We start from the raw sequence: 15318 nt of genomic DNA, 5'->3' as shown, positions 1-15318 counted from the left end.
CGTCGCGACGCGCACAATGGCCCCATGGACACCCTCGTGCTCGCACTCGATTTCGTCGGCACCTTCGTCTTCGCGCTCAGCGGCGCGATGCTCGGCGTGCGCCGGCGGCTGGACCTGTTCGGCGTGCTGGTGGTGGCATTCGCCGCGGCGACCGCGGGCGGCATGACCCGCGACGTGCTGATCGGGGCGACCCCGGTCGCCGTGCTCAGCGACTGGCGCTATCCGGCAATCACGCTCGCGGCCGGCCTGATCGCCTTCGCCTGGGCGCCGGCGATCGAGCGGCTGCAGCAACCGGTCCGCTTGTTCGATGCGATGGGACTTGCCCTGTTCGCGGTTGTCGGCACGCAGAAGGCGCTGGATTTCGGCATCCCGCCGCCGATGGCGGCCGGGCTCGGCATGCTGACCGGAATCGGCGGCGGCATCGCGCGCGACGTGCTGCTGGCGCAGGTGCCCCTGGTCCTGCGCGCCGAGCTCTATGCCGTCGCGGCGCTTGCCGGCGCGGCGCTCGTCGCCACAGGCCACTGGCTGCACTGGCCGCCCCTGCCCTGCGCCATTGGCGGTGCGCTGCTGTGCTTCGGCCTGCGGATGATGGCGCTGCGCTTCGGTTGGCACCTGCCGGTTGCGCTGCAGTCCCGTGACGGCGAGCCGCCCGAGTCGATGCGCTGACGCCCTTGTCGCGCGCTTGCTCCTGATCCGCCTACGCTATTCCCGATGTCCATACCTGCCCCCTCGCGCGCCGGCGCCAGCACCCGAAACCCCAGCCTGCGCGAGCGCTTCGCCGCGATGCGCAACCTGCGGCCGTTCCTCCGACTGATCTGGCAGACCAGTCCGGGCCTGACCCTGACCAGCCTCGGCCTGCGCCTGGTGCGCGCCTTCCTGCCGGTGGTGATGCTCTATATCGGCAAGCTGATCATCGACGAGGCGATCCGCCTGGGTGGCGCCGGCGTGGCTTTCGACGATCTGGCTGCCGCCTGGCGCGGCGGCGCGCTCGATCATCTGGCCCGGCTGCTGGCCCTGGAATTCGCGCTGGCGATCGGCTCGGACCTGCTCGGCCGGATGGTCAGCTATGCCGACAACCTGCTGTCGGAACTGTTCACCAACGCGACCAGCGTGCGCCTGATGGAGCACGCCGCGACGCTGGACCTTGAGGACTTCGAGGATCCGGATCTTCAGGACAAGCTCGACCGCGCGCGGCGCCAGACGATGGGCCGCATGAACCTCATGGGGCAGCTGTTCGGCCAGGTGCAGGACGCGATCACCGTGGTGAGCTTCGCGGTCGGGCTGGTGGTGTATGCGCCGTGGCTGATCGCGCTGCTGGCGATCGCGCTGATACCGGCCTTTGTCGGCGAGTCGCACTTCAATGCGCTGGGTTATTCGCTCAACTTCCAGTGGACGCCGGAACGCCGCCAGCTCGAATACGTGCGCCAGACCGGCGCGAGCCTGGAGACGGCGAAAGAGGTCAAGATCTTCGGCCTGCACCGGTTCCTGATCGACCGCTACCGCACGCTCGCCGACGGCTTCTTTCGCGCCAACCGCTCGCTGGCGCGCAGGCGCGCGATCTGGGGCACCCTGCTCGCCGCGCTGGGCACGCTGGGCTACTACGTCGCCTATGCCTACATCGCCTGGCGCACGGTGCGCGGCGATTTCACCATTGGCGACCTGACCTTCCTGGCCGGCAGCTTCCGCCGCCTGCGCCAGCTGCTCGAAAGCCTGCTGGTCGGGTTTTCGCAGGTGGCCGGCCAGGCGCTGTATCTCGACGATCTGTTCTCGTTCTTCGCGATCGAGCCGGAGATCCGCTCCCCCGGGAATCCGGTCGCCTTCCCGCAGCCGATCCGCGAGGGCTTCGTGTTCGAGAACGTGGGCTTCCGCTATCCGGGTGCGGAGCGCTGGGCGGTGCGGCATCTCGACTTCACCCTGCGCGCCGGCGAAGTGCTGGCGCTGGTCGGCGAGAACGGCGCCGGCAAGACCACCCTGGTCAAGCTGCTGGCGCGGCTCTACGACCCGGACGAGGGCCGCATCCTGCTCGACGGCCGGGACCTGCGCGACTACGACCTCGACGCGCTGCGCGCCAACACCGGCGTGATCTTCCAGGACTTCGTGCGCTACCACCTGACCGCCGGCGAGAACATCGGCGTGGGCCGGGTGGAGGCGATGGACGACCAGGCCCGGATCGAGGACGCCGCGCGCCGGTCCATGGCCGATGAGCTGATCGCCGGCCTGCCCGACGGGTATGATCAGCTCATCGGCCGGCGGTTCAAGACCGGCGTCGACCTGTCGGGCGGGCAGTGGCAGAAGATCGCCATTGCCCGCGCCTACATGCGCGAGGCGCAGGTGATGATCCTCGACGAACCCACCGCCGCGCTCGATGCGCGCAGCGAGTACGAGGTATTCCGCCGATTCAAGGAACTCTCCGAGCAGCGCACCGCGATCCTGATCTCGCACCGGTTCTCCAGCGTGCGCATGGCCGATCGCATCCTGGTGCTGGAACAGGGCCGGATCGAGGCCAGCGGCACCCATGCCGAGTTGATGGCGCAGGGTGGCCGATACGCGGAACTGTTCGAGCTGCAGGCGGCAGGCTACCGCTAGATGTCTCCTGCGCTGCCGGCGCCGCCTGCCGTGGCGTCCGCCCACCGGAGGGCGGCAAGATTCGCCGGCAGCAATGACGCGTCCGAGCGCGACCCGTGAGGGGGCGTTGACGCTGCGCTGCGTAGGCTGCCGGCAACGAAAGGAGTGTCCGATGTCCGATACCACCCGCGCACTCGCGCGCCATGCGCAGATTCTGCGTTTTCTGATGAAGTACCGTAGCGCGGGCGTGTTGTCCGGATTCGAGCTGGACCCGGTCGGCACCGAGACACCGGTCGATTCACCCGACGGCAAACCCGAAGCCTTTGTCGACGATCTCGAGGCGCTGGGCCCGACCTTCATCAAGATCGGCCAGGCCCTGTCGACGCGGCCCGACATGGTGCCGCCCGCCTATCTCGCCGCGCTCGAGCGCATGCAGGACAACGTCGCCCCGCTGCCGTTCCACGTGATCCACGACGCGGTCGAGGAGGCACTGGGCGTACGCATCAGCAAGATCTTCGACAGCTTCGATGAGACGCCCCTGGGCAGCGCTTCGCTGGCCCAGGTTCACCGCGCCACACTGCGCGATGGGCGGAAAGTCGCGGTCAAGGTGCAGCGACCGGGCATCGCCGAACAGATCCGCGACGACCTCGAGACCCTCGCCCGGCTGGCCGGCGGCGTCGACCGGATCACCGACATCGGACGGCGCGTGCACTTCGCCGACTGGGTGCATGAATTCCGCCGCACGCTGCTCGCCGAACTCGACTACCGCATCGAAGCGGAGAACCTCGACCGCTTCGACGCGCACTTCGTGGCCTATCCGGCCCTGTTCGTGCCACGTCCGCTCTGGGATCTCACCCGCGCGCGGGTGCTGACGATGGAACTCGTCGAGGGCACGAAGGTCACCGACATTTCCGGCCTGCAGCGCACCGAGCGCGACATGGCTCCGCTGGCGACCGCGCTGCTGCACGGCTACCTGGACCAGGTGTTCGTGCACGGCGAGATCCATGCCGATCCGCATCCGGGCAACCTGCTGCTGACCCGCGACGGGCGGCTGGCGCTGTTCGACCTGGGGATGGTGGCGCACGTACCGCCGCGCACCCGCGAGCGCCTCCTCAGGCTGCTGTTCGCCGCGGTGGACGGGCGCGGCGAACAGGTGGCCGCCGAAGGCATCGCGATGGGCACCCGGCTGGAGGATTTCGACGAGGCCCGCTACTACCGCGACGTCGGCCAGCTGGTCGCGCGCTACGCCGCGCAGTCGGGCGCGAATGGCCAGACCGAAGGCCGCTTGATGCTCGATCTGGTGCGCCTGGCCACCGCCTGCGGGCTGCGCACGGCGCCGGAGATGAGCCTGCTCGGCAAGACCCTGCTGCACCTGGAATCGGTGGTGCAGGCGCTCGATCCCGAGCTCGACATGAAACGCGTGGTCGAGGCCCACCTCAACGACATGATGCGCCAGCGCCTGCGCAAGTCGCTCTCGCCGACCAACCTCGCCAGCGAACTCATGGACATGCAGGAGCTGGTCCGCGACGCGCCGCGCAAGCTGTCCAACGTGCTGTCGCTGCTGTCGGAGAACCGCCTGCGCGTGCGCCTCACCGGGCTCGAGGAATCGCACCTCTTCGACAGCATGCACAAGATCGCCAACCGCATCGCGGCCGGCATCGTGACCGCCGCACTGATCGTCGCCTCGGCAATGATGATGGACAATCCCGACGGGCCCCGGCTGCTCGGCTATCCGACGATCGCGCTGCTGCTGTTCCTGACCGGCGCCGGGCTCGGCATCGCCATCGTGCTCAGCGCCCTGCTCGGCGACAAACGGCCCAGGCCCGACGAGGAACGCGGGCCGAACTGAGCGGCGGAGGCGTCCGCACCAGCGATGAGAACGGGTCTCATCGCTGGTATCATGGACGGCTTCCCGCGTCGTCTTGCCCCCGCCTATGTCCGCCGCCTATGGCACCGAAACGGTGCTGGACGTCCGTCATTGGACGGACGCCTACTTCAGCTTCACCACCACCCGTGACGATGGCTTCCGCTTCGAGAACGGCCAGTTCGTGATGATCGGGCTGGAGACCGAGGCAAGGCCCATCCTGCGCGCGTACTCGATCGCCAGCGCGAACTGGGAAGAGCAGCTCGAGTTCTTCAGCATCAAGGTCGACAACGGCCCGCTGACCTCGCGCCTGCAGCACATCAAGCCGGGCGACCGGGTGCTGGTCGGCCGCAAGCCCACCGGCACGCTGCTGATCCACGATCTGCATCCCGGGCGCAACCTCTATCTTCTGGGGACCGGCACGGGCTTCGCGCCGTGGCTGTCCATCATCAAGGATCCCGAGACCTACGAGCGCTTCGACAAGGTCATCGTCACCCACGGCGTGCGTACCGCCCAGGATCTGGCCTACCGCGACTACATCGTCCGCGAGCTGCCGCAGCACGAGTTCCTCGGCGAACAGATGAGCAGGCAGCTGCTGTATTACCCGGCAGTGAGCCGCGAAGCATTCACCTTCGAAGGTCGCGACCACCGCGGGCGCCTGACCGACCTGCTCGACAGTGGGCGGATCGCGTCGGACCTCGGTCTGCCGCCGCTGGATCCCGAGCACGACCGGGCGATGATCTGCGGCAGTCCGCAGATGCTCGCCGACTTCCGCCGCCTGCTGGATGCGCGCGGCTTCGAGGCCGCCCCGCGCATCGGCACACCCGGCCAGTACGTGTTCGAACGCGCGTTCGTGGAGAAGTAAGCCGCCGCGGCAGTACACTTCGCGGGACATCCACTGGAGGGGCGCATGAAGATCCTGGTTACCGTCGACGGCAGCGACATCAGTTCGCGCGCCCTCAAGTTCGCACTCAAACTCGCCAAGCAGACGGCCACCGCGAGCATCGCCGTGCTGCATGTGGACGCGCCGGTGTTCCCGGGCGTGGAACGTCGCATCGGCAAGGAAGCGGTGGAGAGCTATCACGCCGACAATCACGAGCACGCCTTCAAGGCCGCGCGCAAGGCGGTCGGCCGCTCGCAGGTGACCATCGAGGAAATCCGCGCGGTCGGCGACATCGCCGAGACCATCCTTGCGGTGGCGGCCAAGCGCAAGGTGGACCTGCTGGTGATGGGCTCGCACGGCCGCGGCGCCGTGACCGGCGTGCTGCTGGGCTCGGTCTCGAGCAAGGTCATCGCCCAGACCGCCATTCCGGTGACGATCGTCCGCTGAGGACGTCGCCGCCCGGCGATCCTTCAGCCCAGCGCCGCCTCGATCGGGCGGCGTAGCGTCTCGGGCCTGACGGCAGGTGCGTAGCGTCCGACCACCTGGCCATCGCGGCCCACCAGGAACTTGGTGAAATTCCACTTGATCGCGCGCGTGCCCAGCACGCCGCGCTTCTGCGCCTGCAGCCAGGTCCACAGCGGATGCGCATTCGCGCCGTTGACATCGACCTTGGCGAACATCGGAAAGTCGACCGCATAGTTGAGTGCGCAGAAGTCGCGGATATCCTCCGGGCTGCCCGGCTCCTGGTGGCCGAACTGGTCGCAGGGAAACCCCAGCACCACGAGTCCGCGGTCACGATAGTCGTGCCACAGCGTCTGCAGGCCGGCATATTGCGGCGTGAAGCCGCATCTGGATGCCACGTTGACGATCAGCAGCACGCGGTCGGCATAGTCGGACAGCGGCTGCGGGGTGCCGTCGAGGGAAACGGCCTGGAAATCGAACGCACTGGTCATCGGTATGTCCTGATCGGGACCGGCAGTCTGCCGCCGCTGCAATCGCGAATGCATCAACCGCTGACGAAACGCTCGCATTCGTCGCGCAAGTCATTGATTGTTGGTCCATCCACGGGCCCGACTTCCGGCACGGGTCGGCGCTGCCGGGATGGACTAGCCTAGGGAGTCCTGTCACCGGAGAGTCTCCTTGCTGAAGCACCCGCTTGCCGCCGCCCTGTGCGCCGCCCTTGCCGTGTCCGCGCTGCCCGTGTTCGCACAGGCCACCGGCACCGCCAACGCCCAGTCCACAACGAGTGCCCAGCAGCCGGTCGACAATCCGCTGTTCGTGCAGAGCACGCTGGACCTGCGCTACCCGCATTTCGACAAGATCCAGGACGCGCATTTCGCACCGGCGTTCGACGCCGGCATGGCCGCGCATCTCCGCGAAGTCGAGGCCATCACCGGCAATCCCGAGGCGCCGACGTTCGAGAACACCATCATCGCGCTGGAGCAGGCGGGCGAACTGCTGTCGCGCGCCCGGGGGATCTTCGGCAGTCTCAACGGCACCGACACGAACGACACGCGCAAGAAGATCGACGCCGAGTACGCGCCCAAGTTCGCCGCGCACCGTGACGCGGTCATGCTCAATCCCAAGCTGTTCGCCCGTGTCGACACGCTCCGCAAGAATGTCGATTCGCTGGGTCTTGACGCCGAAGGCAAGCGCCTGGTCGAGCGTTACCACACCATGTTCGTGCGCGCCGGCGCGAACCTGACGGAGGCCCAGAAGAACGAGATGCGCCGCATCAACGCCGAGTCGGCGAAGCTGGGCACCACCTTCAGCCAGAACGTGCTCGCCGAAGTCAACGATTCGGCCGTGGTCGTCGACACGCTCGAGGAACTCGATGGCCTGAGCGATGCGCAGATCGCCGCAGCCGCCGCTGAAGCGAAGGCCCGTGGCCACGAGGGCAAGTACGTCATCACCCTGCTCAACACGACCGGCCAGCCGGTGCTGCCCCAGGTCAACAACCGCGCACTGCGCGAGCGCATCCACACCGCGTCGGTCAACCGCGGCGGTCGTGGCAACCAGTACGACAACACCGGGGTCATCGCCCAGACCCTCAAGCTGCGCGCCGAGCGCGCGAACCTGATGGGCTATCCCAACCAGGCTGCCTTCATCCTCGAGGATTCCACTGCAGGCACCGTCCAGGCAGTCAACGACATGCTCGGCCAGCTGGCACCGGCAGCGGTCGCCAACGCGAAGCTCGAAGCCGCCGAACTGCAGGCGATGATCGACCGCGAGCAGGCTGCCAAGGGCGAGCCGAGCTTCCAGCTCGAGCCCTGGGACTGGGCCTACTATTCGGAGAAGGTGCGCCAGGACAAGTACAGCTTCGACGATGCGCAGATCAAGCCGTACTTCGAGATGAAGAACGTGCTGGAGAACGGCGTGTTCTTCGCCGCGAACAAGTTCTACGGCCTGAGCTTCAAGGAACGCACCGACCTGCCGAAGTACCACCCCGACACCTGGACCTACGACGTCTTCAATGAAGACGGCAGCCAGCTGGCGATCTTCATCTTCGACCCCTACGCGCGTGCATCGAAGCGCGGCGGCGCCTGGATGAACTCGTACGTCTCGCAGTCGGAGCTCGATGGCACCCTGACGGTCACGGCCAACCACCAGAACATCCCCAAGCCGCAGGGTGGCCAGCCGACGCTGCTGACCTGGGACGAAGTGACCACGATGTTCCATGAGTTCGGCCACTCCCTGCACGGCATGTTCTCGGACGTGAAGTACCCCCTCTTCAGCGGCACGAGCGTGCCGCGCGACTTCGTCGAGTTCCCGTCGCAGGTCAACGAGATGTGGGCCGACTGGCCGGAAATCCTCGCCAACTACGCCAAGCACTATCAGACCGGCGCGCCGATGCCGGCCGAGCTGATCGAGCGCGTGCAGGCGGCGGCGAAGTTCAACCAGGGCTTCGCGACCACCGAGTACCTGGGCGCCGCAATGCTCGACCAGTACCTGCACCAGCTGCCGGCCGACCAGCTGCCGTCCGGCGACCAGGTCCTGGCGACCGAGGCCGCTGCGCTCAAGGCCGCCGGCCTGGATTACGCGCCGGTACCGCCGCGTTACCGCACGACGTACTTCAACCACATCAACGGCGGCTATGCGGCCGGCTATTACGCCTACATCTGGTCCGAAGTCCTGGATGCGAACACCGTGCAGTGGATCGAGCAGAACGGCGGCCTGACCCGTGCGAACGGTGACCGGCTGCGCAGCACCCTGCTCTCGCGCGGCGGTAGCAAGGACGCCAAGCAGCTGTTCGTCGACTTCACCGGTCACGAGCCGAAGATCGAACCCCTGCTGATCAAGCGCGGCCTCGCGCCCGATCCGAAGGTCGCGACGAACTGACTTCGACGCTCAGTTCTGAACGCCCGGCCCTTGTGCCGGGCGTTTTTTTGTTGGCCCCCATGGACCTGGCGTACCCGGCTTGCCGCCCTCATGACGTCAGCGCCGGCCGCCGGATCGAGGGCGCATGGCGACGGCGCCCCCTCGGGCAGCCGCCGTCTCCCGCGCAACTTCCGTTCGTCGCCAGCGGCGGCACGCTAGCATGACCGCATGTCCGCAACCGCCCTCGACACCACCAACGCCTCCACCCGGCTCCGCGACTGGCTGTCCGGGTTTCAACGGATCTTCGTGTTGACGGGCGCCGGCATCAGCACCGGCTCGGGCATCCCCGACTACCGGGACGCCAGCGGCGCATGGAAGCGCGCGGCGCCGGTGACGTGGCAGGCCTTCACCGGCGAACCGGCGATCTACCGGCGTTACTGGGCGCGCAGTGTCATCGGCTGGCCGAAATTCTCGGCGGCGCGTCCCAACGAGGCCCACCACGCCCTCGCTGCGCTTGAACGCGACGGACACCTCAGCGCCCTGCTCACCCAGAACGTCGACGGCCTGCACCAGCGCGCAGGCAGCCAGCGGGTCATCGACCTGCATGGCCGTCTCGACCAGGTGACCTGCCTCGGCTGCGGGCAGCGACAGCCCCGCGCCGACCTGCAGCCGCGACTGCTGGCCGACAATCCCGGCTGGCAGCCGGGCGCTGCGGCCATGGCCCCGGATGGCGACGCCGACATCGACCGCGATGCCGAGACGGCCTTCGTGCCACCGCATTGCCTGGCCTGCGGTGGCCTGCTGAAACCTGACGTGGTGTTTTTCGGCGAGAACGTGCCGCGCTCGCGCGTATCCGAGGCCCAGGCATCGCTCGATGCGAGCGACGCGATGCTCGTGGTCGGCTCGTCGCTGATGGTCTATTCGGGTTTCCGCTTCGCCACGATGGCCGCCAAGGCCGGCCTGCCGCTGGCGATACTCACCCGCGGAACGACCCGGGCCGATGCGCTCGCCACCCTGAAAATCGACGCTGAAATCGGCGCGACTCTGGGGGCGCTCACGCGCTGATCTCAGCTCTGGGCGAACAGCCCGCGATAGGCGGGCGCCACGTGCGGCAGCAGGACTGCAGCGGGGACTTCGACGGTCTGCACCCCATCGGAGTACGGGCCCACCTGGTAGGGCGGAAACACGAAGCGCAGGCCCGAGAGCTTGCCGCCGGGGCCCGGCACCGGCTCGAACTGCTGGTAGTTCGCGACATCCGGGGCGGAGCCTTCATCGATCATCTTGCCGGCCGAGCGCATCAGCCGGCTGCGCTCGTCGGGCGGCAGTTCGTCGGCATCGATGCGCTGGGAAAGCGCAGCATGCAGTTGCTCGCGCACGTAGGCGGAGATGACGCGCCAGTCTTCCTCGCCCGGCACGAGCTCTTCGGCCGTGAGCAGTTTCTGCTCGGGCACCAGCCAGACGAACCGTTCGATCAGGGGGTTGTCGTGCGCGCCGCCGGTGTAGCTGCTGCCATCGGCTGCGATGGCGAGCATGTCGGGGGTGTCGAGCAGCGTGGTGAAACTGAGCGACAGGTCGTACATCGTGCCCGGCTGCAGCGTCGCGCCGCCGACAGCCTCCATCAGCTCCTCGCGCGCCGCCTGCGCGTACGCATGCAGCACCGCGGCGAGACCCGGGTACTTGTTCGCCTCGGGCGGATAGCTGATACCGACGATGAAACTGGAGTCCATCTCGACAACGTCCTGCAACTCGCCCGGCGTCTCGACGAGCGGCTGCACCCCATCGGCCGAGGGCTGGTCGCCCCCCGAAGCCGGCTGTGCAGGCGCGGCCGTGTCGCGCTGACAGGCGGACAGTGCGAGGGCAAGCAATGTGAGGCAGAACAGTGAGCGGCCCGGTGCGCGCATTGGAGATCCAGAGGACGATACAGAACGAAAAACTAACTTGGCTGTCGTGGGATTCCCGTGATGGGAAGGGCCGGTTCGGACACATGAAAAAAAGCCCCGGACGTTTCCGTCCGGGGCTCGGTGACGCGGAAGGCGGGACGCTTAGACGGCCTGCACTTCGTCAGCCTGCAGGCCCTTCTGGCCCTGGACGACCTTGAAGCTCACCTTCTGGCCTTCCTGCAGCGACTTGAAGCCGGTGCCCTGGATCGAACGGAAATGGACGAACAGGTCCTGTCCGCTTTCCGGGGTGATGAAGCCGAAGCCCTTGGCGTCGTTGAACCACTTGACGGTACCCGTCTGACGATCCGACATGTTGTTACTCCTTGAAGCAGCGTTTATTGGGAACACGGCACCCATGGACACTTGGGTCTGGATGCCGCGACTGTCGAGCAAGGGGTAACGCGAAGCGATGGAAGCGGATCGTCCCGTCCGGCGGACCGGATCACGGACATTGGATCAACCGCATCGGAGCCACGATTTAACGTGATCCCGCCTTGAACAGTTCGCGAAAGATACCGCAATTGCCGGGGCATGGGTGAATGCGCAAATGGACGTTTCTAGGGGCTCCGCCCACCGTTTTCGCCAGCCCCAAGAGCGGCGATACGGTGCGTGGCGTACGCGCATTCCGACGCGATCCGCAACCCCAGCGAGGATGCATATGCCAGCGCCGCGTCGACCAGCCCGGCCCCAAGCCCGCGGCCGCCGATCTGGGGTGGAACGATGGTATGCAAGATGGTCAGCACGCCGGCATCCTCGCGATACTCCAGATGCGCGACATGGCCGTCGACCACGGTTTCGAACAAGCGCCTGTCGGGGTCATGGTGGATGGCTGATGACGACATCGGGTGAATCTCCCACGCAGATATCAGAATTTCCTGACCCAAATTAGCATGATGCGCCCACGTCCCGGCCTGCCTTCCGGGGGCTGCACCTGACGCAGTGCGTCAGAACCCGCGCCACCGGTCCGGAGGCCGGCCCCGCGGGGCGCCGGCCTGGTCTCCAGGGTTGGCACGGCCTGTGCATGTCTCCCGGGACTTCCGGGAAGATCAAAGAATCATGGACATGCGTCGCACCGATCTGCGCGAAGCCATCGAGCGCCTGTACGAACTGTCCCTGCTCGGGCAGACCGCTTCGAGCGAGTTCGAGCAGCTGGACAATTTCATTCTCCAGCGTCTGCGCGAAGCCTACCCGGACGGGGAAGACCTCGCCCTACGCGCAGTCGCCTAGGCGCTGCGCGCCGGAAAGACGCCTCAGCCGTTGTCGTTACTGTTGCGGTTGTCGCGTTTACCCTGGCTTTTGCGGCCGCGCGTGCTGATGCTGCCCTGGATCGGCGCCTGACGGATTTCTGCTGCGTGCAGATCGAGCGCCTTCGCCCGGGCCCGCGGCGACTGGAATCCCGGCGCCGCCTCCACTGCGCCATCGGCACCCAGCGTCTCCCACGGCTTTGCCGAATGAGCCTCGGCCTGTCGCGCCTCGAGCAGCTTCCGGGTGTTGCGGAGCGCCTTCTCGGGGGTAACCGCGCTCGCGGCCCGGGCCCTGCCGGCCCGTGCAGGAGCGCTCGACTTCCCGTCCGTGGGTGCGTCCGTCTTCTTCGCCACAGGCGCCGCCGAAGATGCGCGCTTCGATGCCGCCTCCCTTGCTGCCGACGCATCCACACGTCCGGCCGCGCCTGCGCCGGTCGTGCCGGCCGGCGACTTGCGCGCCGAGGACTTCGCCGGCGTCTTGGGTGCCGCGCCCCGTCCAGTGGACGCCGCCCCGCTGGCTGCCGCCGTTTTCGCGCCCTTCTTCGCGGCGGCGCTCTTCTTCGCTGCCGGCGCCGCGGCGGCCGTCTTCGCGGTGGCAACCTTCTTCGCGACCTTTTTCGCGACCTTCTTCGCGGGGGCCGTCTTCGTCGCGACCTTCTTCGCAGTGACAGCCTTCTTTGCGGCCGGATTCGCGGACTTCGCAGCCTGCGACTGCCTCGCCTCGAAGCGCGAGAGGATGTCGCTCAGCACCTCCACCTTGTCGCCGGTGCGGGCGTTGGCCAGGCCGCTGCGACCCGACTTGCTGCCGGTCGCCTGACGCGAGGCGAGCCGCTGACGCTTCTCGAGATCGCGGGCCCGGTCGCGGGCGGTACGGGCACGTGTCACCAGCTGGTTCAATCGCGCTTCGCTGTGTCCACGTATCGCATTGCTGCGACTGTCATCGAACAAGCCCATCTCGGCCTTGTTGAGCAGGGTGGTGGCTTTGGCTCGCGTAATCGCCATGGGGCACTCCGTGTGGGATGTGCAACCAGAACTATCACGCACCTCATGCAGAACCGGTGAGATGCGAACGACGCACGCTCAGAACGACGGGGACATCAGCCTTGCGAGGAACGCGCCGACGATGCGCGGCTCCATCATCACGGTAAACAGCATGCCGTAGCCGGCGCCCCACAGGTGCGCACTGTGGTTGACGTTGTCACCGCCGCGCTTGTCCATCCAGATGCTGTAGCCGATGTATGCCACGCCGAACACGATCGCCGGCATCGGGATGAAGAACACAAGCAGCAGCTGCCATGGATTGATCAGGATCGACGCGAACAGCACCGCCGACACTGCGCCCGAAGCGCCCAGGCTCCTGTAGCCGGGGTCGTGCCGGTGGCGCAGGTACGTCGGCAGGATGGCGACGAGAATCGCCGAGAGATAGAACAGTGCGAAACCAACGGGGCCGATATACGGCGCGAACGCGCGTTCGATCCCGGCACCGAAGAAGAACAGCGTGATCATGTTGAAGATCAGGTGCTGCCAGTCGGCATGGATGAAGCCATGCGTGATCAGACGGTCGTACTGCTTGTAGCGGTCGACTGCCGGAGGCCAGAGGATCAACCGGCCCAGCAGCGCGGGTTTCTCGAAGGCCTGCCAGGACACGATGACGGTCACGGCGATCAGCAGGAGGGTGACGGGTCCAAAATTCATTGCGAAGGTCCAGCGTCAGGCGACGCGATAGTTGTCCTGCATCGGGTATCGGCGCGCGTACAGGCCGAAGGCGAGCGCGGCCGCGAAGGCGAACGCGGCGAAGAAGAACATCAGGAAGGCGTTCTCGCTCAGGCCGGTGGAGGCGATGTAGGCGGTGACCGCCTCGTTGCGTACCCCGGCATTGGTGAGCAGGACCCACAGGCTGCCGAAGGTACTGGTGAGATACCAGAACGCCATGATCACGCCCTTCATCGCCTGCGGGGCCTGGCTGTAGGCGAATTCGAGCGCGGTCGCCGACACCAGCACTTCGCCGAAGGTCAGCAGCAGATAGGGCACCGACTGCCAAGCGAGGGACACCTCGTCGCCGCTGTCGATCCACAGCTGCAGGCCGCCGGCGACGATCCATGCGGTGCCGGAGATCGCGATGCCCCAGCCCATCCGCCGCAACGCGGTCGGCTCGAATCCTATCCGCCGCAGCGCCGGATACAGCACCAGGTTGTTGAACGGGATCAGCAGCATCACCAGCAGCGGGTTGAGCGCCTGCATCTGCGCCGCGTCCTGGATCAGCCAGCTCGGCCACCAGGCCGAGCCGTGCGGGATCACCATCTCGCGGCCCTGGATGATCCAGGTCGAAGCCTTCTGGTCGAACAGTGACCAGAACGGCGTGACCAGGGCGAACACGATCAGGATCCGCAGCACCGCGCGCACACCATCGACTGCGGCATCGGGATGCAGGCCGCGTGCACGTTCGAGCTGCAGGGATGCGCCCCAGCCGCCCAGGGCGATGATGACGCCGAGCGCAAGACATGCAGTGATGACGAAGCCGAAATCGGTCGGCCACCACGGCAGCGCCACAGTCGCCGAGAGCAGCCACAGCGCCAGCATGACGACCGCCGACACCACACCCACCATGGCCACCGCGAGGCCCGGCCGGCCTTCACCGGCATGGCGCGCGCGCAATGCGGTCTTGACCACCTCGAAGAACGCATGCGGGTCGCGCCGGGTCGGCGGCACGTTGACGTATTCCTTGCGCCCCAGCCAGAACACGAAGGTCGCGATGAACATCAGCACGCCCGGGATGCCGAAGGCGACCGCGGGCCCGTAGTGCCGCAGGAACAGCGGCGCCAGCAGGGACGCGAAGAACGAGCCGAAATTGATGATCCAGTAGAAGGCGTCGAAGACCACCTTCGCCTTGCTCTTGTTGGTCTGGTCGAACTGGTCCCCGCAGAACGAGACCACCAGAGGCTTGATGCCGCCAGAGCCCAATGCGATCAGGAACAGGCCGGTGTAGAAGCCGGTCGCGTTGTTCTCGAACATCGCCAGACAGGCGTGGCCGGCGCAGTAGATCAGCGAGAACCACAGGATGGTGTGGTACTTGCCGAAGAAGCGGTCGGCCAGCCAGCCGCCGAGCAGCGGAAAGAAGTACACGCCGATGACGAAGGTGTGGAAGATGTCCTTCGCTGCCGCGTCCCGGTCGGCACCCTGTGGCAGATAGCCCAGCAGCACCGAGCTGATCAGGAACGGCACCAGGATGTTGCGCATGCCGTAGAAGCTGAAACGCTCGCAGGCTTCGTTGCCGATGATGTAGGCGATCTGGCGGGGCATGGGCCCGCTTGCGGTCTGGACGGTCGACATCTGCGCGTTCGGTGACTGGAAACCGCACAGCGTACCCGATCCGGCCACCGCCTCTGCCAGTGATGCGACGGAAAAGCAGGTGCCGGGTGCGGCTGGCGCTGCATCGTTTCTGCTGTCGGGCTTGGGACCGGATGCGCCGCGCGGCATCATGGCGTGACCGTCGCTCCGGAACTC

16 protein-coding genes are annotated in these 15318 nt (G+C 66.9%); 9 read left to right on the top strand and 7 right to left on the bottom strand.

Translation table 11 applies throughout. The annotated features are described in order from the left end of the window. Positions 1 to 24: 24 nt before the first annotated feature. The 5 genes from EGK76_RS08800 (at position 25) to EGK76_RS08780 (ending at position 5759) form a co-directional block, all read left to right on the top strand. Positions 25 to 666 carry a trimeric intracellular cation channel family protein gene (locus EGK76_RS08800; protein ID WP_096297901.1) on the top strand — a complete coding sequence of 214 codons (642 nt, stop codon included), beginning with the start codon at positions 25 to 27 and terminating at the stop codon, positions 664 to 666. Between the two features lie 45 nt (positions 667 to 711). Beyond that, positions 712 to 2586, top strand: coding sequence for an ABC transporter ATP-binding protein (locus EGK76_RS08795; protein WP_123832353.1), 1875 nt, complete (start codon positions 712 to 714; stop codon positions 2584 to 2586). A gap of 151 nt (positions 2587 to 2737) precedes the next feature. Beyond that, positions 2738 to 4414 (top strand): AarF/UbiB family protein, encoded by a 1677-nt coding sequence (locus EGK76_RS08790; RefSeq protein ID WP_123832352.1) that lies wholly within the window; start codon positions 2738 to 2740, stop codon positions 4412 to 4414. An 85-nt stretch (positions 4415 to 4499) separates the two neighbouring features. Further along, complete coding sequence (locus EGK76_RS08785) at positions 4500 to 5294, top strand: ferredoxin--NADP reductase (protein WP_096297895.1); 795 nt, start codon at positions 4500 to 4502, stop codon at positions 5292 to 5294. A 45-nt stretch (positions 5295 to 5339) separates the two neighbouring features. After that, complete coding sequence (locus EGK76_RS08780) at positions 5340 to 5759, top strand: universal stress protein (RefSeq protein ID WP_096297893.1); 420 nt, start codon at positions 5340 to 5342, stop codon at positions 5757 to 5759. 23 nt (positions 5760 to 5782) lie between these two features. On the opposite strand, the gene EGK76_RS08775 is transcribed toward EGK76_RS08780, so the two are convergent. Beyond that, positions 5783 to 6265: a glutathione peroxidase gene (locus EGK76_RS08775; RefSeq protein WP_123832351.1), complete on the bottom strand. Its 483-nt coding sequence runs from the start codon at positions 6263 to 6265 to the stop codon at positions 5783 to 5785. Between the two features lie 190 nt (positions 6266 to 6455). Between EGK76_RS08775 and EGK76_RS08770 the strand changes: the two genes are divergently transcribed. Together EGK76_RS08770 and EGK76_RS08765 are read left to right on the top strand one after the other, a co-directional pair. Beyond that, the gene (locus EGK76_RS08770) at positions 6456 to 8651 is read left to right on the top strand and encodes a M3 family metallopeptidase (protein WP_123832391.1); all 2196 of its coding nucleotides are present in this window, start codon (positions 6456 to 6458) and stop codon (positions 8649 to 8651) included. Positions 8652 to 8858: 207 nt separating this feature from the next. Then, complete coding sequence (locus EGK76_RS08765) at positions 8859 to 9695, top strand: NAD-dependent protein deacetylase (RefSeq protein ID WP_123832350.1); 837 nt, start codon at positions 8859 to 8861, stop codon at positions 9693 to 9695. 2 nt (positions 9696 to 9697) lie between these two features. Here EGK76_RS08765 and EGK76_RS08760 read toward each other — a convergent pair whose 3' ends face one another. The 3 genes from EGK76_RS08760 to EGK76_RS08750 form a co-directional block, all read right to left on the bottom strand. Beyond that, a complete protein-coding gene (locus EGK76_RS08760) occupies positions 9698 to 10531 on the bottom strand; it encodes a DUF3298 and DUF4163 domain-containing protein (RefSeq protein ID WP_123832349.1) in 834 nt (277 codons plus the stop codon). Positions 10532 to 10672: 141 nt separating this feature from the next. Continuing rightward, positions 10673 to 10882 carry a cold-shock protein gene (locus EGK76_RS08755; RefSeq protein WP_096297887.1) on the bottom strand — a complete coding sequence of 70 codons (210 nt, stop codon included), beginning with the start codon at positions 10880 to 10882 and terminating at the stop codon, positions 10673 to 10675. A 245-nt stretch (positions 10883 to 11127) separates the two neighbouring features. Then, positions 11128 to 11373 (bottom strand): GNAT family N-acetyltransferase, encoded by a 246-nt coding sequence (locus EGK76_RS08750; protein WP_233580229.1) that lies wholly within the window; start codon positions 11371 to 11373, stop codon positions 11128 to 11130. 259 nt (positions 11374 to 11632) lie between these two features. On the opposite strand from EGK76_RS08750, the gene EGK76_RS15390 reads away from it, so the two are divergent. Then, positions 11633 to 11797: a hypothetical protein gene (locus tag EGK76_RS15390; protein ID WP_157745329.1), complete on the top strand. Its 165-nt coding sequence runs from the start codon at positions 11633 to 11635 to the stop codon at positions 11795 to 11797. A gap of 23 nt (positions 11798 to 11820) precedes the next feature. On the opposite strand, the gene EGK76_RS15385 is transcribed toward EGK76_RS15390, so the two are convergent. The 3 genes from EGK76_RS15385 to EGK76_RS08730 form a co-directional block, all read right to left on the bottom strand. Next, positions 11821 to 12816 carry a hypothetical protein gene (locus EGK76_RS15385; protein WP_157745327.1) on the bottom strand — a complete coding sequence of 332 codons (996 nt, stop codon included), beginning with the start codon at positions 12814 to 12816 and terminating at the stop codon, positions 11821 to 11823. 78 nt (positions 12817 to 12894) lie between these two features. Further along, a complete protein-coding gene (locus EGK76_RS08735; protein ID WP_096297884.1) occupies positions 12895 to 13509 on the bottom strand; it encodes a rhomboid family intramembrane serine protease in 615 nt (204 codons plus the stop codon). Between the two features lie 15 nt (positions 13510 to 13524). Further along, positions 13525 to 15144, bottom strand: coding sequence for an oligopeptide:H+ symporter (locus EGK76_RS08730; protein WP_123832346.1), 1620 nt, complete (start codon positions 15142 to 15144; stop codon positions 13525 to 13527). Here EGK76_RS08730 and EGK76_RS15530 point away from each other — a divergent pair. Further along, complete coding sequence (locus EGK76_RS15530) at positions 15113 to 15301, top strand: hypothetical protein (protein ID WP_199730892.1); 189 nt, start codon at positions 15113 to 15115, stop codon at positions 15299 to 15301. The genes EGK76_RS08730 and EGK76_RS15530 overlap by 32 nt on opposite strands. The last annotated feature ends 17 nt before the right edge of the window (positions 15302 to 15318 follow it).

The organism is Luteimonas sp. 100069, assembly GCF_003813845.1.
Taxonomy (GTDB): Bacteria; Pseudomonadota; Gammaproteobacteria; order Xanthomonadales; family Xanthomonadaceae; genus Luteimonas; species Luteimonas chenhongjianii.
This window is presented reverse-complemented; position numbering and strand designations above follow the sequence as displayed.

Bases quoted from the DNA above. Each gene is read 5' to 3' on its own strand.
- EGK76_RS15385 (WP_157745327.1), bottom strand. From the start codon at position 12,816: ATGGCGATTACGCGAGCCAAAGCCACCACCCTGCTCAACAAGGCCGAG.
- EGK76_RS15530 (WP_199730892.1), top strand. From the start codon at position 15,113: ATGGGCCCGCTTGCGGTCTGGACGGTCGACATCTGCGCGTTCGGTGAC.
- EGK76_RS08800 (WP_096297901.1), top strand. From the start codon at position 25: ATGGACACCCTCGTGCTCGCACTCGATTTCGTCGGCACCTTCGTCTTC.
- EGK76_RS08795 (WP_123832353.1), top strand. From the start codon at position 712: ATGTCCATACCTGCCCCCTCGCGCGCCGGCGCCAGCACCCGAAACCCC.
- EGK76_RS08775 (WP_123832351.1), bottom strand. From the start codon at position 6,265: ATGACCAGTGCGTTCGATTTCCAGGCCGTTTCCCTCGACGGCACCCCG.
- EGK76_RS08785 (WP_096297895.1), top strand. From the start codon at position 4,500: ATGTCCGCCGCCTATGGCACCGAAACGGTGCTGGACGTCCGTCATTGG.
- EGK76_RS08790 (WP_123832352.1), top strand. From the start codon at position 2,738: ATGTCCGATACCACCCGCGCACTCGCGCGCCATGCGCAGATTCTGCGT.
- EGK76_RS15390 (WP_157745329.1), top strand. From the start codon at position 11,633: ATGCGTCGCACCGATCTGCGCGAAGCCATCGAGCGCCTGTACGAACTG.
- EGK76_RS08765 (WP_123832350.1), top strand. From the start codon at position 8,859: ATGTCCGCAACCGCCCTCGACACCACCAACGCCTCCACCCGGCTCCGC.
- EGK76_RS08760 (WP_123832349.1), bottom strand. From the start codon at position 10,531: ATGCGCGCACCGGGCCGCTCACTGTTCTGCCTCACATTGCTTGCCCTC.
- EGK76_RS08735 (WP_096297884.1), bottom strand. From the start codon at position 13,509: ATGAATTTTGGACCCGTCACCCTCCTGCTGATCGCCGTGACCGTCATC.
- EGK76_RS08755 (WP_096297887.1), bottom strand. From the start codon at position 10,882: ATGTCGGATCGTCAGACGGGTACCGTCAAGTGGTTCAACGACGCCAAG.
- EGK76_RS08780 (WP_096297893.1), top strand. From the start codon at position 5,340: ATGAAGATCCTGGTTACCGTCGACGGCAGCGACATCAGTTCGCGCGCC.
- EGK76_RS08730 (WP_123832346.1), bottom strand. From the start codon at position 15,144: ATGTCGACCGTCCAGACCGCAAGCGGGCCCATGCCCCGCCAGATCGCC.